Below are 17,776 nucleotides of genomic sequence, written 5' to 3'. Positions count from 1 at the left end.
GCTCCTTTGGACGAAGGAGGCCGGCTGATGCCGGCCGAATGGGCCCGTCTTACATGGGCCGGTCGGCCGGCGGATCAACCCGCCGGCGGTTACCGGCGGGCTTGCGGATCAGCCGGCGAGCGGCGGATCCAGCCGGGCAAAGCCCTCCTGCCGGCGGTAGGGGAAATGCGGGTAGGGGGCGGCAACCGCACTTGCCGCATCGAGCCTCCCGATCTGCTCCGGCGTCAACGACCAGCCCACGGCACCGAGGTTCTGGCGCAACTGCTGCTCGTTGCGGGCACCGATAATGACGGACGAGACGGTCGGGCGGCTGATCAGCCAGTTGATCGCCACCTGCGGCACGGTCTTCTCCACCTCGGCCGCCACTGCTTCCAGTGCATCGACCACCCGGTAGAGATGCTCGTCTTCGACCGGCGGGCCGAACTCGGCCGTGTCGTGCAGGCGGCTGCCGGCCGGGATTGGCTTGTCGCGGCCGATCTTGCCGGTCAGACGGCCCCAGCCGAGCGGGCTCCACACCAAAGCGCCAAGGCCCTGGTCGGCGCCGAGCGGCATCAGGTCCCACTCGTAGTCGCGGCCGACCAGCGAATAGTAGACCTGCTGAGCGACATAGCGTGTCCAGCCATTCTTGTCGGCGGCGGCCAGCGACTTCATGACCTGCCAGCCGGAGAAGTTCGAGACGCCGATGTAGCGCAGCTTGCCGTCCTGGACGAGCCGGTCGAGCGTCGAGACGACCTCCTCGACAGGCGTCGAGGCATCGAAGGCGTGCAGCTGGAAGATGTCGATGTAATCGGTGCCGAGCCGCTTCAGCGCGGCGTCGACGGCGCCGATCAGCCGGGAGCGGGACGATCCCCAGTCGTTGGCGCCGTTGCCGGTCGGCAGCGATGCCTTGGTGGAGATCAGCACCTGTTCGCGGCGGCCCCTGATCGCCTGGCCGAGCATTTCTTCCGAAGCACCGTCGGAATAGACGTCGGCCGTGTCGAACAAGTTGACGCCGGCTTCGAGGCAGATGTCGACGAGGCGGCGGGCCTCCTCCACATCGGTCGTGCCCCAGGCGCCGAACAGCGGACCGGAACCGCCGAAGGTGCCGGCGCCGAAACTGATGACCGGCACCTTGAGGCCGGATTTTCCAAGGCTGCGAGTGTCCATGCTGTGTTCCTCGTTCGGATGGGATGGATCAGGATGCGCGGGCCGGTTCGCCCGGCGTGGCAGTGGAACGGTCGAGCGCGCCGCTGACGAGCGTCAGGCCGAGCGCCACGGCCACCAGCACCGCGCCGAAGAGAGGCGTCGAACCGAGGCCGAGCGGTGAGGCGACGACCAGTCCGCCGATCCAGGCGCCGCCGGCAATGCCGAGATTGAAGGCGGCGATGTTGAGCGCCGAGGCGACGTCGACGGCGCCCGGCTGGGTGCGCTTGGCAAGCTGCACGACGTAAAGCTGCAGGCCCGGCACATTGGCAAACGACAGGAAGCCGAGTGCCACGAGCGTGGCGAGGGCCGGGATCGTATAGGGTGCGGTGAAGGTGAACACCGCAAGCGCCAGCGCCTGCATCGCAAACAGCCAGACCAGCGCCTTCACCGGATTGCGGTCGGCGATGCGGCCGCCGGCAAGGTTGCCGAAGGCGATGGCAAGGCCGTAGAGCACCAGCACCAGGCTGACGCTGCCGGCCGAAAAACCGGTGATGTCCTGCAGCATCGAGGCGAGATAGGTAAAGGTGACGAAGGTGCCGCCATAACCGAAGGCGGTCATCCCGAACACCAGCAGCAGCCGGCCGGAGCCGAGCACCCGCACCTGGTCCATCAGGCTGGCGGGCGCCGCCTTCGACAGCTTTGCCGGCAACAGTGCCAGGATGCCGAGGAAGGCGATGACGCCGAGGCCGGAGACGGCGATGAAGGTCGCGCGCCAGCCGAATGTCTGGCCGATCAGCGTGCCGAGCGGAACGCCGGTGACGATGGCGACCGTCAGGCCCATGAACATCATGGCGATCGCCGAGGCGCGGCGGTTTTCCGGCACCAGATCGGCGGCAATCGTCGCGCCGACCGAGAAGAACACGCCGTGGGCGAAGGCCGAGAGGATACGGCCGACGAGCAGCATTCCATAGCTCGACGCAAGGCCGGCGACGAGATTGCCGATGACGAACAGCGCCATCAACCCGAGCAGCAGCGGCTTGCGGGCAATGCGGCCGGTAAGCGCGGTCAGCACCGGGGCGCCGAAAGTGACGCCGAGCGCATAGATGGAGACGATCAGCCCGGCGAGCGGCAACGTGATCTGCAGGTCGTTTGCGACCGTCGGCAGGAGGCCGACGATGACGAATTCGGTGGTGCCGATCGCGTAGGCCGCGATCGTGAGTGCAAAGAGTGCGAGAGGCATCGAGATCTTCCCTGAGAAGCGTGTGTTGCCCGAGGAGATAGACGTCGCAGCCGCTGTGAACTAGATTGACCGCAAGAACATCACTTGTGACGAGAGGTCATCAATGCTGCGTCCAGAGGTCAACCGATCCGGCGAGATGCAGGTCTTCGTCGCGGTCGTGGAAGGCGGCGGATTTTCGGCGGCCGCTCGCAATCTGGGCATGAGCCCGTCGGCGATCAGCAAGCTGGTCAGCCGGCTGGAAAGGCGGCTGGGCGCCCGGCTCGTGCAGCGCTCCACCCGCAGCTTTCAGCTGACCCCCGAAGGCCGCGACTTCTTCGACCGGTCGGCCGCCATCCTTGCCAGCATCGAGGACGCCGAGCGGGCCGCCGGCGCTGCCGTGGAAGCGGTCGGCCGCATAAGGCTGAACAGCAGTTCGGTCTACTGCACGCATGTGCTCAACCCGCTGCTGCCGGAGTTCCTGGCGCTCTATCCCGGCGTGACGCTCGACATCGCCCAGACCGATACGGTGATCGACCTGCTGGCCGACCACACGGACGTGGCGATCCGCACCGGTCCGCTGAAAAGCTCCAGCCTCGTTGCCCGAAAGCTCGGCGAGACGCCGATCGTCATCGTCGCTTCTCCCGCCTATCTCGAACGAACGGGCGTGCCCCGGCATCCGGCGGAACTTGGCGGTCACACGCTGCTGCGGTTCTCCTACACGCGCCGGGTCCGCGACTGGCCGTTTCTCGTCGACGGCCAGATCTTCTCCGTCACGCCGGGCGGCGCGGTGCAGGTGAATGACGGGGAGGGCATGCGGCAACTGGCGCTCGCTGGCGTCGGGATCGTCCGCATGTCCGCCTTCACCGTCGCCGACGATATTGCCGCCGGGCGGCTGGTGCCGATCCTCGAGGCCTACAGTGCCGGCGACCGCGAGGAGTTCTATGCGGTGCATGTCGGGCAGGGCGGACCGCTGCCGTCGCGGGTTCGGGCACTGCTCGAGTTTCTCGCAGAGCGCGGCCGGGTCGGGTGACGAGCGGGCGTCAAGCCGGCGCCCGATCCTCGCTTTCACCACCAGGTCAAGCGGATCTGCTGTCGTGCCGCGCAATTGTCGCGCGTACCGCGCCAGCGCGAACGCATGCAAAAGATACAATTCAGGGTAGCGTCAGGGGGCGTCGAGATCGGCTCGTCGCCCGACTGGGAGTTACCATCATGAATGACATCACTGTTCCGCAAACCGACCGCCTCGTGTCGCCGCGCGCGGTGCTCAGCCTGCCGGGCCGCCGCCAACCGATCATCATCCTCAAGGCGAGGGGAACGCAGCAGGAAAAGTTCGAGGAGATCCTCGCCATCGAGGATCCCGCCTATGCCAGCCAGGCAATGGCGATCGCGACGCTGATGACCAATGCCATCGATGTCACCTCGGGCCGCTTTGACTCCGTCCAGGCACGCAAGCTGATCCTCGAATTCAACGCCGCGCTGCCGCCGGCCGACAGCCCCTACAAGCTGGCGACCCTGAACACCTACCAGTCGACGGTCAGCCAGCAGGATGCCGTCGTCTCGGGCATGATCGACAAGTTGCTGCAGGTCCTCAAGACGGCGCTCGGTGTCGCGCTCGGCCAGGAATCCATCGGCCAGATCACCGCCGCCATCACCGATGCCTTCACCAACCTGAAATCGCAGGAAGGCGATGCCTGGATCTTCTGGAAGAAGAAGGACCAGCACAACACGGTCTATTCCTACACCATCCTGTTTGCCATCCAGGACGAACTCACCGGCCGCTTCATGGTGGCGTTCCCGATGTCCATGGAAATCGAGGTCGACGTCTCGTTCGAGCAGGTGCTGTGGATCACGATCAAGGACAAGCACAGCTACTCCGTCCGGGTCGACGCCATGAAGATCGCCCAGCTGCTGTTTCCTAAAGCACCGGGCAGCGGCGCGCTGCGGCAGATCGGCTCAGCGGGTGGCAGCGGCGGTGCCGGGCACCCCGGCACCCAGCCCGACGACCGGTTCATGGCGATCAGCAATATCGAGGTGAAGAACTGGAGCAAGAGCCAGATCTTCGCCACGGCGGCGCATGGCTATCTGACGCAGGATGGAGCGCTGGTGCAGCTGATGGCCTATGACCCTATCCAGATATTCCCCGTCTACGAGGAGGAGAAGTATCTCGTCCAGTACACCGTCGGCGGCCATCAGAGGAGTGCAGGCATGCTTCTCAACGCCATCATGCCGGACGATACCTTGTGGTTCACCAGCATCTAGCACGGGCGTTCGTTCGATCAGCCGCGATCCGGTCGGGCAGCCGACCGGATCGCTTCGGCCAGCTGCTGCATCGCCTCGATGATGGTTTCCGGCAGATCGGCCGTTGCCGCGTGGAGTCTCTGCCGCGCGCCGGCATCTGGGGATCTGGGGCTGCGATGCAGGTCCATGGTGCCGCGGCCGAGCAGCAGCCAGTCCATCGAGATATCCAATGTCTCGCAGATGCGCATCGCGTTTCCCAGCGACAGCCCGCCACCTCGCTTCCAGCGACTGACGACGCTTTCGCTGACGCCGATCTCAGAGGCGAAGGCCATCTGCTTGCGGATGCCCCGAATGCGCAGCGCGAGTTTCAAGCGCTCTCCGACCTGATCCATTCGGCGAGAAATCCTCGATGTCCGAGCAAACCGCACCGACAGGAAACGGGACCGGCGGTTCTCTTCTCAGGATGATATCTCATCCATCAAACGGATGCTGCGCTGTTGAAGGCGCGTCTTGTTGCATGCGCTGCTCGGCCGACGCCTGGTCGCGGTCAGGGGAACAGATAGCGATGGCGCCAGGGCCGGCTGTTTTGCGTGCGCGGGCATCTCATCGTCAGTCGCGCATCGCCTGCACGAAGGCCCGGAATGCGGCGCTCGGCAGCCTGCGGCTCGGATAGTAGAGGTGGTTGGGCGGCAGCGTCGGCGCCCAACCGGACAGGATCTCGACGAGCTCGCCTGCAGCGAGATGCCGCTGCGCATGCGGGAGCGGCAGGCAGGCGATCCCCAGACCCGCGACCGTGGCATCCCGCATGAGGTCGACGTCGTTGGTGACGAACGTTCCGGGAATGGCCCGCTCGAGGGACCGGCCGCCCCGTTCGAACTCCCAGACATGAATCGTGCCCGAGGAGGTGTAGCGGTAGCACAGGCAGCGGTGCCGTCCCAGGTCGTCCGGCGTCTGCGGCGTTCCGTGGTCGTCGAGGTAACGCCGTGTCGCGACGAACACCAGCGGCACCGGATCGCTGATCCTCACGGAAATCATGTCGCGCTGCAGTTCGCCCTCGTGCCGCACGCCGCAGTCGAACCGCTCGGCCGTGATGTCGACGAGCCCGTCATTGACGACCAGTTCCACCGCCACATCGGGATAGCTGAGCGCGAACGGCGCGAGCTTCGGCAGGACGACATGCACCGCCGCGGGACGATGGGCATTGATGCGGATGCGACCGGCCGGCTTGTCACGCGCCTGATCGAGCGTGCCGAGCGCCTCGTCCACCGAGAGCATGGCGGGCCGCAGGCGCTGCAGCAGGCTTTCACCGGCCGTCGTTGGCGCAAGCGATCGCGTCGTGCGATCAAGAAGGCGCACGCCGAGCCTTGTCTCCAGGGACCGCATCGCGTGGCTGAGCGCCGAGGCGGACTGCCCCATCCGTGCGGCCGCCTTGGTAAAGCTGCCGGCCTCGACGATCTGCGCAAAGACCGCAAGTCCGGACCAGAGATCGCGATCCATTGATGAAAATCCTTCAGGGACCCGTGCGGTTATTCCTGCCTAATCGGCACAAGAGGTCTGATCCATATAGGGTGAACCGCACCTGTTGAAAGGGACAGTCATGAACCTGCAGACCTATCGCCCGCTCGGCCGCTCCGGCCTTCTCGTCAGTCCGCTGGCGCTTGGCACGATGACCTTCGGCACGCCGCGCTGGGGCACCGGCGATGCCGGCAGCCAGGCAGTGTTCGACCGTTATGTGGAGCTTGGCGGCAATTTCGTCGATACGGCGGATGTTTATTCGGGTGGCCTCTCGGAAGAACTTGTCGGCACCTTCATCCACGAGCGCAAGCTGCGCGATCAGCTGGTCGTCGCCACCAAGTCCGGCTTCTCCACCGGCCGCGGCTTCCATCAGGGCGGCAATGGCGCCCGTCATGTTCACGCCGCCGTGGAAGGCTCGTTCAAGCGGTTGCGCACCGATTTCATCGACCTTTACTGGATGCACATCTGGGACGGCGTGACGCCGGCGGTCGAGCTGTTGCACACCATGTCCGGCCTCGTTCGATCCGGAAAGATCCGCTACTGGGGCATCTCCAACACCCCGGCCTGGTATGCAGCCGAGCTCGCGACACTGGCCCGGCTGCAGGGGGATCCGGCACCCATCGGGCTGCAGTATTTCTATTCGCTCGTCGAACGCGGGGTGGAAGCCGAGCATGTTCCGCTGGCTGAGGCCTTCGGCCTCGGCCTGGTGCCGTGGAGCCCGCTGGCATACGGCCTTCTGACCGGCAAGTACGAGCATGACGTGGTGGAGGCTGCCCCGCCGCGCGAAGGCGGTGTTCCGAATGTCGGCGGCGAAGGCAGCGAACCGCGCCCGCAGGACGACAAGCGCCTCGACGGTGCCAATCCCTTCGGCGACACCCTGTTTACCGCCCGCAACTGGCGGATCGTCGACGAGGTAAAGCGGGTGGCGCGCGAAGCGGGAGAAACCCCGGCGCGGATTGCGCTTGCCTGGGTGCTTGGCCGTCCGGGCGTGACCTCGACGCTGATGGGCGTCAGCCGCACCGAGCAGGTGGATGACAATGTCGGCGCGCTCGATCTTCAACTGTCGCCGGAGCACCTGCAGGCCCTGGACACGGTGAGCGGGGGCCACGGCAGTTTCCTCTACGGCCTGTTCCAGCCGGCGATCCGCAACCAGATCGTCTTCGGCGGCGCCGACGTGCGCGCCTGAGGGGCGGCAGAACGGCACCGCCCCTTCGGGCGGTCTATCGGTTGAGCCGGCAGCGCGTCATGTCACGCCGGTCGCCACCAGGTAGACTAGATAGATGGCGCTCAGCGATACGATGCCGGCAAGCGTCGCGACGACGCCGTCACGGGCGATCAGCGACAGGCCGAAGAGCGCGATCGCCCCCATAGGTGCTGTGCTGGCAAACGGGATCAGTTCCAGCGGCGGCACCGTGCAGCAAAGGAGAATGCAGAGGCCCGCGATCCCCTGCAGCCAGGGCGGCTTCGTCAGCCACTTCAGTCGCGGCTTCAGCAGCCGGTCGGTCCAGCGCGCCACCGGCTCGAGCTTGGCCATGCCCTTGTCGAGCTTGTCGGACCGGATGCGACGCTTCTCGACGAACTGCGGCAGCCACAGATGTTTCTGGCCGATCAGGATCTGCAGGCAGAACAGGCCGATGATGATCGCAAGCACGGTTGGCAGGCCGGGGACGCCGCCGATCGGGCTGATCTCGATGACCGCCGGCACCAGCAGGAACGGCCCGAAGGAGCGTTCGCCGATCTGCTCGCGAATATCGTGGACGCTCACCTCGTCCTGGCGGCCGGCAAGCGCGCGGATCGACGAGAGCACATCCTTCAGGCCCTCCATTTCGCCGGTCTGGCCGGCGTTCGTGCCTCTCTTCGTCGTCTGCGATGGATTGGCCGTCATCAGGAGATCCGCGGTTGAGGCTCCCGCCGTCGCGGAAGCTGCATCTGGTTTCGCCTTGGGTCAGGCGTGCCTGGCAAACATCCGCCGGCCGAACTTGTTGCGCAGAAACTGCGACGTCCGGTACCGCACACCTGACGGCCGCTCCGGGTCGACCAGATCGGATTCCGCCACCCATTCGTCGTCGATGCCGAGCGGCCGGTGCTCGACAGGCTTCAGGCCGCGATGCTGGTCCGGCTGGTTCAGCGTATCGATGGTTTTCGTCATCGAGCCGTCGTTGCGCGCGAGCGCCTCCTCCACCGCCTCCAGCGGCCGGCCGAGATGCTCGGCCAGCAGATCGTTGCGCTGGCGCAGGATCGTTTCGCGCAACACCTGCTCGTCCTCGCCGGCCTGCAGCAGCACGTCGCATTCGGTGTCGTAGCCCATCGACCGGTTGTTGAGATTGGCCGAGCCGAGCTTCAGGATGCGGTCGTCGGCTATCATGATCTTGGCATGCACGTAGATCGCCGTGCCACGGTCGTTCACCGGATAGAGCAGCCTGAAGCGCTTGTGCCGGTCGGCCTTCTCGACGAGGTCGCGCAGTCTCGAACGGGCGGTATCCATCGTCTTTTCCTCAAGCCAACCGCTGGCGCTCTTCGGGTTGACGATGACGATTTCCGGTCCGTCCGGCTCCTCGAGCCTGTTGGCCATTGCCTCGGCGATCCGCCGCGAGGCAAAATACTGGCTCTCGATGTAGAGGCTCTTCTTCACCGAGGCGATGATCGCCAGCGTCGCCGTCTCGATCTCCACCACCTCCTCGCGATCCTTGTACTTCGGCGAGGTGCGGGAAACGCCGATCTCCACATCCGAGAACTCGGCTTCGAGGTCATCCGGCCAGGGATCGCCCTCCACCGCTGCCGGGGGCAGGCGCTCGCCGGTCGCCATCTCCCAGCGGTCGCGCGCCAGCTCGGCAAGCGCTGCGGCCGCCGGCCCGGACAGGCACGTCGTCGCGTCGTGCCATGGCGGCTCCTGGCCGCCGAACGGCGAGCGGCGGTTCGGGTCGTCTTCGAGGTGGTCGCGGGTATCCCAGCGGCCGACGGTCATGTCGATGCCGCCGCAGAAGGCGACGTTGTCGTCGATGATCAGCAGCTTCATGTGATGCGCCGCCATCGGCGGATGGGCACGGTCGAGCTTCAGGTGGATCTGCTTTGAAAACATCCAGCGCAGCATGTGGACCGGCGTCTCGCCGCGGGTGATCGAGCTGATCAGCCCGAAATCCCACTTGAGGATGCGGATGTCCAGCTCCCGGTTGCGCCGCGCCAGATGCTCGAAGAAACGGCCGAGCTTGTCGGGATGCTCGTCATCCTTGCTGTCGGGTGTCAGCTCGATGCGGGTATCGAAGTCCCAGCCGATCAGGATGATCGATCGCTTCGCCTTCAGCATCGCCGACTTCGCCAGCCGGAAGAAGGCTCCGGCATCGACGATCACCGAGAAGCGGTCCGCCCGGGACTTGCGCCAGCAGGTTTCGCCTTCCACCAGGATGGATGTCATTGCTCGCCCCATGGTTAGGTTTCGGGGCAAAGACGCAGGCGACCGCCGGTTTGTTCCCGGTGAAATTCAGGGGTTACCGAATTTGTGCCGCATACTCGCTTTATGAGGAGTTGATCAGAAAGTACGAGGAACGATGCGGATTACCTGGTTTCTATTGCTGGCGGTGCTGATCGCCATCGTGTTGTGCATCCCGCTGTTCGAGCGCGGCTTCATCGTTCCTCCGGGCCCGACGGGGGTCTCGCCGCAGGAGGCGCCGCTGCTGCCGGTGCCGACGCAGCAGCCATAGGCATTGCCCTTCGCAGCGCCTTGCGCGGCGTCATCCATCAGCGATCCTGATGCACCGATCGCCGCGCGTTGTGGAACGGACGCCCGCATTTCCCGACCGCCGGTCGGCGGAGCAATTTTCTTTCGAAGGTGGCGGAACGGCCAGAAAAACCTTGACCTTGCTGGACGTCGCGCCTTCACTCGCCCGACTTTCTATGTCCCAGACGACGCATTCGAGGAGACGATCATGGCCGTCAATACCGCCCCCCGCACCACCACCTGGACCTTCGTCGACGGGGAGTGGGTGACGGGCAACCCGCCGCTCATCGGTCCCACCTCGCATGCCATGTGGCTCGGCTCGACGGTCTTCGACGGCGCCCGCTGGTTCGACGGCATGTCGCCGGATCTCGACATGCACTGCCAGCGCGTCAACCGCTCGGCGATCAACATGGGCATGAAGCCGGTGATGGCCGCCACCGACATCGAGGCGCTGGCGCTCGAGGGCGTAACGAAGTTCGACGGCAAGACCGCCATCTACATCAAGCCGATGTACTGGTCGGAGCACGGCATGGCGAATTCGGTGGTGGCGCCGGATCCGGATTCGACCCGTTTCGCGCTCTGCCTGTTCGAGGCGCCGATGCACACCGCCAAGCCGAGCTCGCTCACCGTGTCGCCGTTCCGCCGGCCGAACCCGGAAGTGGCGATGACCGACGCCAAGACCGGCAGCCTCTATCCGAACAGCGGCCGCATGATCATCGAGGCCCGCAACCGCGGCTTCGACAATGCGCTTGCCCGCGACATGAACGGCAATGTCGCCGAAACCGCGTCCTCGAACATCTTCATGGTCAAGGACGGTGTCGTCATGACGCCGGTTGCCAACGGCACCTTCCTCGCCGGCATCACCCGCGCCCGGATCATCGGCCTGCTGCGCCAGTCGGGGCTTGAGGTGCGCGAATGCACGCTGACCGTCCAGGACTTCAAGAATGCCGATGAGATCTTCACCTCCGGCAACTTCTCGAAGATCGTGCCGATCAACCGGCTGGACGACCAGGAATTCCAGGAGGGGCCGGTCGCCCGCAAGGCACTCGAACTCTACATGGACTGGGCCCGCTCGGCGACCAGGATCGCCGCCTGATGCGCCTGCGGCAGGGGCGTTTCGCCGCTCCTGCCGCATCGGCCTCAGTATGGCTGAGCTATTAGCCGACCGACTTCTGCATCGTCATCAGCATGGCAAGGTGGGTCTCGATCGCCGGCACCGCGACCGTCGAGGCGCCGCGCGCCATCGGATCGCTGCCGCTGCGCGCGTAGCGCCGGTGGATCGTCAGCAGCTCCTTGTGGCCGGCGATCTGGCCGTCGATGTACATCCGGTCGAAATCGCGGCCGCGGGCTGCCTGCAGTCGTTCCAGCATCGCCTGATGCCGGGCGCTGACGCCAGCCGAGCCCGGCCGTGCACCGAAGGCTTCGGCAACGGCGGCCTGCTCGCTGATCTCCAGCTTGGCAAAGGTCCGAACGGCGGCCGACGAACCCCGCTTCAAGGCAAGCTCGCTGGACATGGTGGCGAAATCGCCGCCCATCAGCGCCTGCATCTTGCCGCGTTCCATGGTCCTGCCGCTCTGGGCCATGGCGCTGCCGACAACGGGCAGAACGCCGGCAAAGGCAATGCCGGCCAGAAGATTGCGTCTGTGCATTCTCTCTCTCCTGATAGTCCGCCCGGCCGACGAACTGGCGGTATGGGAGAGAGTTCCTGTAGCGATTACGTATATTCGAGGAGGCTTGTCTAGGCGCCGTCGGGCGACGCGACAGTCCATCCTGCCGAGGATCGCTGATGAATTGCCGCCTCAGGCTTTCGGCTTCACCGTCACCTGCCGGGGCGAAAGCTCCGATCCGACTTCGGCGCGCCGGGTCTTCTTGTCGAAGACGCAGATGAGGGTGATGTCGGCGGTGCCCGCCTTGACCTTGGCGCCTTTCGCCGGACCGCTTACCAGTGCCATGCCGTAGCTCTCGCTGCCATAGGGATCGACCACCGCCTTCGGCTTGTCGATCTGTGCTGCCGCCGCCTTCAGGCACGAGGCCTCCACCTCTTTGGCGAAGTCCGCCCAGGCGCTGTCGGAAGAGGCGCTGGCGAGGCCGGCTCCCGAGCCCAAGGTCAGCCCGGCCATAAGGACCGCTGCGCAGATCCTCGTTCCCGCCCTGCTACGCGTCCTGAACACTATGCTGGTCTTCGTCATGCCGCCTCCGAATGTGTTGCGCCAGGGAGGAGAGGGCTCAAACAAGGCATGGGCATGACGGGCGGGCAGATCGTCAGAAGGATGATCCGCAAGGCATTGAAAGTGCCGCGCAAGCGTCTATCTCCACTCATGGAACAATGATGCGGCCGGGCCACCGGCTCTGCAATCGAGGCCTCCTATGACCGGCGGTTTCGGTTGTCCAATCAGCGTCCGGAGAGGCTGAATAATGCCCTGGCAGCCGTTGCCTCCCGCCTCTCATCCACCTATGTTCCCGCTCAACATCCATTCAAGGTGTTCTGCCGAAAAGGAGTAAAGATCATGGCTTTCGAACTTCCCGAACTTCCCTATGCCTACGATTCGCTAACCCCGTACATGTCGGCGGAAACGCTCGAATTCCACCACGACAAGCACCACAAGGCCTACGTCGACAACGGCAACAAGCTGGCTGCGGAAGCCGGTATGGCCGACCTCTCGGTCGAGGAAGTCGTCAAGAAGTCGTTCGGCACGAATGCCGGCCTCTTCAACAATGCCGCCCAGCATTACAACCACATCCATTTCTGGAAGTGGATGAAGAAGGACGGCGGCGGCAAGTCGCTGCCTGGCAAGCTGCAGGCGGCGATCGACAGCGATCTCGGCGGCTATGACAAGTTCAAGGCCGACTTCGTCGCCGCCGGCACCACGCAGTTCGGCTCCGGCTGGGCCTGGCTCTCGGTGAAGGACGGCAAGCTCGTCATCTCCAAGACCCCGAACGGCGAGAACCCGCTGGTTCACGGCGGCGCGCCGATCCTCGGCGTCGACGTCTGGGAGCATTCCTACTACATCGACTACCGCAACGCCCGCCCGAAGTATCTGGAAGCCTTCGTCGACAACCTGATCAACTGGGACTACGTGCTGGAAATGTACGAAGCCGCCGCCAAGTAAGCGGCTCGATCTCCCGTTCCAAGAGCCCGGCATCGCAAGGTGCCGGGCTTTTTCGTGAGCGGCAGCAACCGCGCGCCAAATCTGTGTTGACCCGTTATCGGGTGAATGTGCATACTGTTCCCGTATTCGGTTAGATTTTCATATGAACCCGGTTTGGGTGAAATGGCAACTTACTCCGCAGTTTTGATGGGTGATATCGTGGGAAGCGAGCATGTCGCTTCGACGGCGGAGCTACACGCGCGATTCAATGAAGTCGTGAACCATCACAACGAGGTCAACGCCGCAATGCTTGCGTCGCCTTTGACGATCACTCTGGGCGACGAGTTTCAGGGTCTTGCCAGATCGCTCGTATCGGCTGCCCATCTGGCACGCGAGATCCGTCACGACTTAATGGCGCATTCGATCGACTGCCGCTTTGCGATTGGTGCCGTTCACCTTGAGACGCCGTTGAATACAGAAAAGGCCTGGAACATGATGGGGCCGGGCTTTGCGAGTACGCGCGCCAAGTTGAATGACAAACGGGCGAGCAATCGCTATCGTTTCGATGTCATTGGCCATCCTCTGCTGGAGATCATGCTGGAGGCGAGCGGGGCGACGCTCACGGTGATCGAGCAGAGCTGGACGGACACGCAGCGAAGCGACATCCGGGCGCTGCTCGATGGCTCGACACCTCGAGAGGTCGCCAGACTACGCAACGTTTCCGTGCACAACATCTACAAGGTTCGCACGTCCGGGAATTTCGCGCTCTACATGACGCAGTGGAACGCCATCAACGAGGCTCTGTCGACGCTGGATGAACTGTTCACCACGGAGAGGACCGAGGAATGCTCCATGGTGTGATTTATACGGCGGTCGCGCTGTTGCTGTTGACCTATGTCGGCAATGTCATCTGCCGATTGATCTTCAAGATCACCGGCCTGACAGCCGCAACCGCGCAGCTGCCAGCGCCCGATTACAGGGCCGGCAGGGTGATCGGCATCCTGGAAAGACTGATCCTTGCAGCAGGCATCTTGCTCCACAGCTGGGAGATACTGGCTGCAGTCATCGCGCTGAAGACGGTTGCCCGGTTCCAGAAGATGGACCAGCGGGAATTTGCCGAATATTTTCTGGTGGGTTCGATGTTCAGTATCCTCTGGACGCTTACGGTGACAGGTGTGTGGTCCGCCTATGACCAGCACTTCGGAGTCGATCTCCGCCATATGATTTTCAGGCTCCCGGACATACAGGTGACCCGCTAGCGGTCGCTCGCCTTTCGCAGGCATCACCCGCGGCCCGCAAGCCTCCGGCAACTTTCAGGCCGGAGCCTTGGCCGCATCCGGCTTCGCGGTCCAGCCGTCCACCCAGAGCCGCCGCAGTTCCTCGCCCTGGTGGCAGAAGAAGTCCGGCACCGGTTCGCAGCGCGCCACGCGGTCGACGCGGAAATTGCGGATCGCCTGGCGCAGTTCGCACCAGCCGACGATGTTGGCGGTCTGCGAATAATAGATGAGCGCGATCGGCCGGATCTGCCGCTGCGTCGCCCGTCCCAGTTCGTCGCGGTAGTCGAGCAGCAGTTTCTGCTCGTCGCGGATCGCCCGCCGCACGGTGGAAAGATCGGCGGCATCCGGCGCCGGCGCCACCGCACCCCAGGCATGCAGCGCATTGCGCGAAAAACTTTCGGCAAGCGGCGCAGGCACGGCTGCGGCGATCTTGCGGGTCACCTGCTTGGCCGCCTGCTTGAGCTCCGTGTCGCCGGTCCGCTCCATAAGCGCCAGCGCCAGCACGATCGCTTCGCTTTCCTCGATCGACAGCATCAGCGGCGGCAGCGTGAAGCCGGGCCGCAGGATATAGCCGATGCCGCGCCCACCTTCGATCGGCACCCGCATTGCCTGCAGCGCTGCGATGTCGCGGTAGATGGAGCGCGCCGTCACTTCCAGCTGCGCCGCGATCGTGGCGGCCGTCACCGGCCTGCGGGCAAGCCGCAGGATCTGGATGATCTCGAACAGGCGCGACGCCTTGCGCATCGGATTTCCCACCTCCCGCACGTGCCTCCTGACAGAACGCTGTCAGGAGGCCTCGCCTATAGAGCCGCCGATCCCACGCGAAAACAAGGTGGCCCGGCAATTTGCCGCCTTCAACGGAGGCCTGCAACTGACATGACCTATAGCGACAACCTCTGGCTTTTCTTCACCCTTCTGTTCGGCATCATCGTCGTGCCGGGCATGGACATGATCTTCGTGCTCGCCAACGCGCTGACCCGCGGCAGACGCGCGGGGCTTGCCGCAACCGCCGGCATCATCGCCGGAGGGCTCGTCCATTCGCTCTATGGGGCCCTCGGCGTCGGCCTTCTCGCAAGCATCATGCCCGTCCTGTTCCGGCCGCTGCTGGTGGGCGGCGCCCTCTACATGGCCTGGATCGGCGTCACTTTGATGCGCAGCTCCATCACCGTCGATCACCTGGGCGAGGCGGAGACGCGCTCCAGCTGGGAGGCGTTGCGCCGCGGCTTCGTCACCTGCCTGATGAACCCCAAGGCCTACCTGTTCATGCTGGCGATTTATCCGCAGTTCCTGCGCCCGGAGTTCGGTCCGCTTGCGCCGCAGGCGGTGGTCATGGGTGCCATGACGGCGGCAACCCAGCTCGGCGTCTATGGCGGGATGGCCGTCGCCGCCGGCAGCGCCCGCCGGCTTCTGGTCGGCAATGCGAGCGCCACCATCTGGATCGGCCGCATCGCCGGCATGCTGCTGATGGCCGTGTCGCTCGTGACGCTCTGGGAGGGCCTGATGCGCTGAGGCGGCAGGCTGTTCGACAAATGCACCGCGGCGCATGCCCAAGCGCTGATCGCCACCGTCTTCACATCTCTGTGTGCATCCAGATACGTCATTTTAATCAGCGCACTAGCGTGTAAGCATGATGATGTTGCTGCGCATCGGCAGAAGCCGGCGCCGTTTGAAGGGGATTTGTCGATGAAGTTGAATTTCATGGCCGCTGCCGGTCTCACCCTCTGTCTTGGCGCCGGCGTCGTGTTTGCCGCCGATGAGCCGCAGGTCGTTCGCCAGGAACTGATGAAGAAGGTCGGTGGATCGATGGGCGCGTTGTCTGCCATCGCCAAGGGCCAGAAACCCTACGACGCGGCGACCGTGAAGACAGCCCTGACGACGATCAGCACGTCGGCCAAGGATTTCCCCAACCACTTCCCGGCAGGCTCGGAAACGGGTTTCGAGTCCGAGGCGGCACCCGCGATCTGGTCCAACATGGACGACTTCAAGTCGAAGGCGATGAAGCTGTCGACCGATGCCGATACGGTTCTCGCCTCGATGCCGGCTGATCCGGCAGCCGTCGGCCAGGCGGTGCAGACGCTCGGCGGCGATTGCGGCACCTGCCACCAGACCTACCGCCTGAAGCGCTGAGCTATTTGCGACATCGGCGCCGCCGGCCGGTTCGGTCGATGCGGCTCCAGAACCATCCGGCCGATTGCGGCAGTCGAAGGTGAAGAGCGAAGATGGCCTCGATCTGGGTCAAACTATGCGTGGCCGGCGTTGCGGTTGTCGCAGCCGGTGCCGCGGTTGCCTATGCGGTGACCCTGCCTGATCCGCATCCCGCCGGATACTGGGCCGATCTCGGAACGCCGGACCTGGCGCATGGGGAAACCCTGTTCTGGGCCGGCGGATGCGCCAGCTGCCATGCGGCGAAGGGTGCCGAGGGCGATGCCGCCAAGCTTCTGTCGGGCGGACGTGCCCTGCCGACGGCCTTCGGCACGTTCAACGTTCCCAACATCTCGTCCGACCCGGAGGCCGGCATCGGCGGCTGGACGCTCGCACAATTCGGCAACGCCATGACCCGCGGCGTCGGCGCGAACGGCGAGCATCTCTACCCGTCCTTTCCCTACGGCTCCTACAGCCGGATGACCGCCGGCGATATCAACGACCTGTTCGGCTACCTGAAGACGCTGCCGGCAAGCCCCAACGTCGCGCCGCCGCACGCGCTCAGCTTTCCCTTCAACATGCGCATGGCCGTCGGCGGCTGGAAGCTTCTCTACCTCGACGATCAGCCGCGCATTGCGCTGCCGGCGGATGCGAGCGATGCGGTCAAGCGCGGCCAGTATCTCGTCGAAGGCCCCGGCCATTGCGGCGAATGCCATACGCCGCGCAACGCGCTGGGCGGCTTTGAGAGCGGCCAGTGGCTGGCCGGCGGGCCGAACCCGGAAGGCGAGGGGCGTATTCCCGACATCACCCCCGGGTCGCAATCGATCGGCAGCTGGAGCGAGGCTGACATCGTCAACTACCTGGAGACGGGCTTCACGCCGGACTTCGACAGCGTCGGCGGTTCGATGGTGGAGGTGCAGCGAAACCTTGCGCATCTGACGAAATCGGACCTTGAGGCGATCGCCGCCTACCTGAAGGCCGTGCCCTCCCTCTGAGGCCGATATCGGCCAATGCGCGCACTCTTGACAGCATTTCACCTCAAGCGCACAAGTGAAGCTTGTGTTGGTTCCGCTCGGGAAAACCCGGACGGATGAAAAGGGAACACGATAGGGTCGATTGACCTCATTCGTGGCTGCCCCCGCAACTGTGAGCGGCGAGTGCTTGGACCGTTCTGGCCACTGGGAAACCGGGAAGGCTGGTTCTTGCACAGCGACCCGCGAGCCAGGAGACCTGCCAGCACATATGTCGTCAACACATATGCAACGAGGGGTTTTGCATGTCGATCCAAACGTCTGTCGCCGGTACCGCGGCGAAATCCACCTCACTTCTGCAGGCAGTCTTTGCCGCAGCGCTTGGCCTGTTCATCGTCGGCTTTGTCGGGTTCTCCCATGCGGAAGCCGTGCACAATGCAGCGCATGACACGCGCCACGCCAACGCCTTCCCCTGCCACTAGGGG

21 protein-coding genes and 1 riboswitch are annotated in these 17,776 nt (G+C 64.6%); of the genes, 12 read left to right on the top strand and 9 right to left on the bottom strand.

The features are described from left to right. Positions 1-108: 108 nt before the first annotated feature. Together ACR65N_RS03465 and ACR65N_RS03460 are read right to left on the bottom strand one after the other, a co-directional pair. On the bottom strand, positions 109-1,146 hold the full coding sequence (locus ACR65N_RS03465; protein ID WP_440455744.1) for an aldo/keto reductase: 1,038 nt from the start codon (positions 1,144-1,146) through the stop codon (positions 109-111). A 28-nt stretch (positions 1,147-1,174) separates the two neighbouring features. After that, positions 1,175-2,365 (bottom strand): MFS transporter, encoded by a 1,191-nt coding sequence (locus ACR65N_RS03460; protein WP_440455743.1) that lies wholly within the window; start codon positions 2,363-2,365, stop codon positions 1,175-1,177. A gap of 103 nt (positions 2,366-2,468) precedes the next feature. On the opposite strand from ACR65N_RS03460, the gene ACR65N_RS03455 reads away from it, so the two are divergent. Together ACR65N_RS03455 and ACR65N_RS03450 are read left to right on the top strand one after the other, a co-directional pair. Continuing rightward, complete coding sequence (locus ACR65N_RS03455) at positions 2,469-3,374, top strand: LysR family transcriptional regulator (protein WP_440455742.1); 906 nt, start codon at positions 2,469-2,471, stop codon at positions 3,372-3,374. A 179-nt stretch (positions 3,375-3,553) separates the two neighbouring features. Beyond that, positions 3,554-4,603: a hypothetical protein gene (locus tag ACR65N_RS03450; protein WP_440455741.1), complete on the top strand. Its 1,050-nt coding sequence runs from the start codon at positions 3,554-3,556 to the stop codon at positions 4,601-4,603. Positions 4,604-4,620: 17 nt separating this feature from the next. Here ACR65N_RS03450 and ACR65N_RS03445 read toward each other — a convergent pair whose 3' ends face one another. Together ACR65N_RS03445 and ACR65N_RS03440 are read right to left on the bottom strand one after the other, a co-directional pair. Then, complete coding sequence (locus ACR65N_RS03445; RefSeq protein WP_440455740.1) at positions 4,621-4,974, bottom strand: helix-turn-helix domain-containing protein; 354 nt, start codon at positions 4,972-4,974, stop codon at positions 4,621-4,623. A gap of 217 nt (positions 4,975-5,191) precedes the next feature. Next, complete coding sequence (locus tag ACR65N_RS03440) at positions 5,192-6,079, bottom strand: LysR family transcriptional regulator (protein ID WP_440455739.1); 888 nt, start codon at positions 6,077-6,079, stop codon at positions 5,192-5,194. Between the two features lie 100 nt (positions 6,080-6,179). Here ACR65N_RS03440 and ACR65N_RS03435 point away from each other — a divergent pair, with 100 nt between their 5' ends. After that, positions 6,180-7,283, top strand: a complete 1,104-nt coding sequence (locus tag ACR65N_RS03435) for an aldo/keto reductase (protein WP_440455738.1) — start codon at positions 6,180-6,182, stop codon at positions 7,281-7,283. A 57-nt stretch (positions 7,284-7,340) separates the two neighbouring features. On the opposite strand, the gene ACR65N_RS03430 is transcribed toward ACR65N_RS03435, so the two are convergent. Then, positions 7,341-7,982 carry an exopolysaccharide biosynthesis protein gene (locus ACR65N_RS03430; protein WP_440455737.1) on the bottom strand — a complete coding sequence of 214 codons (642 nt, stop codon included), beginning with the start codon at positions 7,980-7,982 and terminating at the stop codon, positions 7,341-7,343. Between the two features lie 60 nt (positions 7,983-8,042). Next, positions 8,043-9,509, bottom strand: a complete 1,467-nt coding sequence (locus tag ACR65N_RS03425) for a phospholipase D-like domain-containing protein (RefSeq protein ID WP_440455736.1) — start codon at positions 9,507-9,509, stop codon at positions 8,043-8,045. A 133-nt stretch (positions 9,510-9,642) separates the two neighbouring features. Here ACR65N_RS03425 and ACR65N_RS03420 point away from each other — a divergent pair, with 133 nt between their 5' ends. Both ACR65N_RS03420 and ACR65N_RS03415 read left to right on the top strand, forming a co-directional pair. After that, positions 9,643-9,795, top strand: a complete 153-nt coding sequence (locus ACR65N_RS03420) for a hypothetical protein (RefSeq protein WP_430305559.1) — start codon at positions 9,643-9,645, stop codon at positions 9,793-9,795. A 225-nt stretch (positions 9,796-10,020) separates the two neighbouring features. Continuing rightward, positions 10,021-10,908 (top strand): branched-chain amino acid aminotransferase, encoded by an 888-nt coding sequence (locus ACR65N_RS03415; protein ID WP_440455735.1) that lies wholly within the window; start codon positions 10,021-10,023, stop codon positions 10,906-10,908. 61 nt (positions 10,909-10,969) lie between these two features. On the opposite strand, the gene ACR65N_RS03410 is transcribed toward ACR65N_RS03415, so the two are convergent. Both ACR65N_RS03410 and ACR65N_RS03405 read right to left on the bottom strand, forming a co-directional pair. Continuing rightward, a complete protein-coding gene (locus tag ACR65N_RS03410; protein ID WP_440455734.1) occupies positions 10,970-11,461 on the bottom strand; it encodes a DUF4142 domain-containing protein in 492 nt (163 codons plus the stop codon). Positions 11,462-11,611: 150 nt separating this feature from the next. Beyond that, the gene (locus ACR65N_RS03405; RefSeq protein WP_440455733.1) at positions 11,612-12,001 is read right to left on the bottom strand and encodes a hypothetical protein; all 390 of its coding nucleotides are present in this window, start codon (positions 11,999-12,001) and stop codon (positions 11,612-11,614) included. A gap of 318 nt (positions 12,002-12,319) precedes the next feature. On the opposite strand from ACR65N_RS03405, the gene ACR65N_RS03400 reads away from it, so the two are divergent. From ACR65N_RS03400 to ACR65N_RS03390, 3 genes are all read left to right on the top strand, one after another. Then, positions 12,320-12,922, top strand: a complete 603-nt coding sequence (locus tag ACR65N_RS03400) for a superoxide dismutase (RefSeq protein ID WP_440455732.1) — start codon at positions 12,320-12,322, stop codon at positions 12,920-12,922. 162 nt (positions 12,923-13,084) lie between these two features. Next, on the top strand, positions 13,085-13,762 hold the full coding sequence (locus tag ACR65N_RS03395; protein ID WP_440455731.1) for a SatD family protein: 678 nt from the start codon (positions 13,085-13,087) through the stop codon (positions 13,760-13,762). Continuing rightward, a complete protein-coding gene (locus ACR65N_RS03390) occupies positions 13,747-14,160 on the top strand; it encodes a hypothetical protein (protein WP_440455730.1) in 414 nt (137 codons plus the stop codon). The genes ACR65N_RS03395 and ACR65N_RS03390 overlap by 16 nt, the downstream gene beginning before the upstream one ends. Positions 14,161-14,214: 54 nt before the next feature. Here the strand turns inward: ACR65N_RS03390 and ACR65N_RS03385 are convergent, their stop codons facing one another. Next, a complete protein-coding gene (locus ACR65N_RS03385) occupies positions 14,215-14,922 on the bottom strand; it encodes a helix-turn-helix transcriptional regulator (protein ID WP_440455729.1) in 708 nt (235 codons plus the stop codon). A 132-nt stretch (positions 14,923-15,054) separates the two neighbouring features. Between ACR65N_RS03385 and ACR65N_RS03380 the strand changes: the two genes are divergently transcribed. The 4 genes from ACR65N_RS03380 to ACR65N_RS03365 all read left to right on the top strand — a co-directional run bounded on the left by ACR65N_RS03380 (position 15,055) and on the right by ACR65N_RS03365 (position 17,773). Then, positions 15,055-15,687 (top strand): LysE family translocator, encoded by a 633-nt coding sequence (locus ACR65N_RS03380; protein WP_440455728.1) that lies wholly within the window; start codon positions 15,055-15,057, stop codon positions 15,685-15,687. 174 nt (positions 15,688-15,861) lie between these two features. Beyond that, positions 15,862-16,305: a c-type cytochrome gene (locus ACR65N_RS03375; protein ID WP_440455727.1), complete on the top strand. Its 444-nt coding sequence runs from the start codon at positions 15,862-15,864 to the stop codon at positions 16,303-16,305. A gap of 92 nt (positions 16,306-16,397) precedes the next feature. Further along, positions 16,398-17,315, top strand: coding sequence for a c-type cytochrome (locus tag ACR65N_RS03370; protein WP_440455726.1), 918 nt, complete (start codon positions 16,398-16,400; stop codon positions 17,313-17,315). Between the two features lie 51 nt (positions 17,316-17,366). Continuing rightward, a riboswitch (cobalamin riboswitch) is annotated at positions 17,367-17,572 on the top strand. Between the two features lie 24 nt (positions 17,573-17,596). Beyond that, positions 17,597-17,773 carry a CbtB domain-containing protein gene (locus ACR65N_RS03365; protein WP_430305548.1) on the top strand — a complete coding sequence of 59 codons (177 nt, stop codon included), beginning with the start codon at positions 17,597-17,599 and terminating at the stop codon, positions 17,771-17,773. Positions 17,774-17,776: the final 3 nt, after the last annotated feature.

The sequence above is a fragment of the Rhizobium sp. SAFR-030 genome (assembly GCF_059415005.1).
This window is presented reverse-complemented; position numbering and strand designations above follow the sequence as displayed.

What these genes read in the sequence shown, in the direction of transcription:
- ACR65N_RS03420 (WP_430305559.1), top strand. Translation starts at nt 9,643, where the DNA reads ATGCGGATTACCTGGTTTCTATTGCTGGCGGTGCTGATCGCCATCGTG.
- ACR65N_RS03425 (WP_440455736.1), bottom strand. Translation starts at nt 9,509, where the DNA reads ATGACATCCATCCTGGTGGAAGGCGAAACCTGCTGGCGCAAGTCCCGG.
- ACR65N_RS03365 (WP_430305548.1), top strand. Translation starts at nt 17,597, where the DNA reads ATGTCGATCCAAACGTCTGTCGCCGGTACCGCGGCGAAATCCACCTCA.
- ACR65N_RS03385 (WP_440455729.1), bottom strand. Translation starts at nt 14,922, where the DNA reads ATGCGCAAGGCGTCGCGCCTGTTCGAGATCATCCAGATCCTGCGGCTT.
- ACR65N_RS03380 (WP_440455728.1), top strand. Translation starts at nt 15,055, where the DNA reads ATGACCTATAGCGACAACCTCTGGCTTTTCTTCACCCTTCTGTTCGGC.
- ACR65N_RS03415 (WP_440455735.1), top strand. Translation starts at nt 10,021, where the DNA reads ATGGCCGTCAATACCGCCCCCCGCACCACCACCTGGACCTTCGTCGAC.
- ACR65N_RS03465 (WP_440455744.1), bottom strand. Translation starts at nt 1,146, where the DNA reads ATGGACACTCGCAGCCTTGGAAAATCCGGCCTCAAGGTGCCGGTCATC.
- ACR65N_RS03410 (WP_440455734.1), bottom strand. Translation starts at nt 11,461, where the DNA reads ATGCACAGACGCAATCTTCTGGCCGGCATTGCCTTTGCCGGCGTTCTG.
- ACR65N_RS03370 (WP_440455726.1), top strand. Translation starts at nt 16,398, where the DNA reads ATGGCCTCGATCTGGGTCAAACTATGCGTGGCCGGCGTTGCGGTTGTC.
- ACR65N_RS03450 (WP_440455741.1), top strand. Translation starts at nt 3,554, where the DNA reads ATGAATGACATCACTGTTCCGCAAACCGACCGCCTCGTGTCGCCGCGC.
- ACR65N_RS03440 (WP_440455739.1), bottom strand. Translation starts at nt 6,079, where the DNA reads ATGGATCGCGATCTCTGGTCCGGACTTGCGGTCTTTGCGCAGATCGTC.
- ACR65N_RS03430 (WP_440455737.1), bottom strand. Translation starts at nt 7,982, where the DNA reads ATGACGGCCAATCCATCGCAGACGACGAAGAGAGGCACGAACGCCGGC.
- ACR65N_RS03395 (WP_440455731.1), top strand. Translation starts at nt 13,085, where the DNA reads ATGGCAACTTACTCCGCAGTTTTGATGGGTGATATCGTGGGAAGCGAG.
- ACR65N_RS03445 (WP_440455740.1), bottom strand. Translation starts at nt 4,974, where the DNA reads ATGGATCAGGTCGGAGAGCGCTTGAAACTCGCGCTGCGCATTCGGGGC.
- ACR65N_RS03460 (WP_440455743.1), bottom strand. Translation starts at nt 2,365, where the DNA reads ATGCCTCTCGCACTCTTTGCACTCACGATCGCGGCCTACGCGATCGGC.
- ACR65N_RS03455 (WP_440455742.1), top strand. Translation starts at nt 2,469, where the DNA reads ATGCTGCGTCCAGAGGTCAACCGATCCGGCGAGATGCAGGTCTTCGTC.
- ACR65N_RS03400 (WP_440455732.1), top strand. Translation starts at nt 12,320, where the DNA reads ATGGCTTTCGAACTTCCCGAACTTCCCTATGCCTACGATTCGCTAACC.
- ACR65N_RS03435 (WP_440455738.1), top strand. Translation starts at nt 6,180, where the DNA reads ATGAACCTGCAGACCTATCGCCCGCTCGGCCGCTCCGGCCTTCTCGTC.
- ACR65N_RS03390 (WP_440455730.1), top strand. Translation starts at nt 13,747, where the DNA reads ATGCTCCATGGTGTGATTTATACGGCGGTCGCGCTGTTGCTGTTGACC.
- ACR65N_RS03405 (WP_440455733.1), bottom strand. Translation starts at nt 12,001, where the DNA reads ATGACGAAGACCAGCATAGTGTTCAGGACGCGTAGCAGGGCGGGAACG.
- ACR65N_RS03375 (WP_440455727.1), top strand. Translation starts at nt 15,862, where the DNA reads ATGAAGTTGAATTTCATGGCCGCTGCCGGTCTCACCCTCTGTCTTGGC.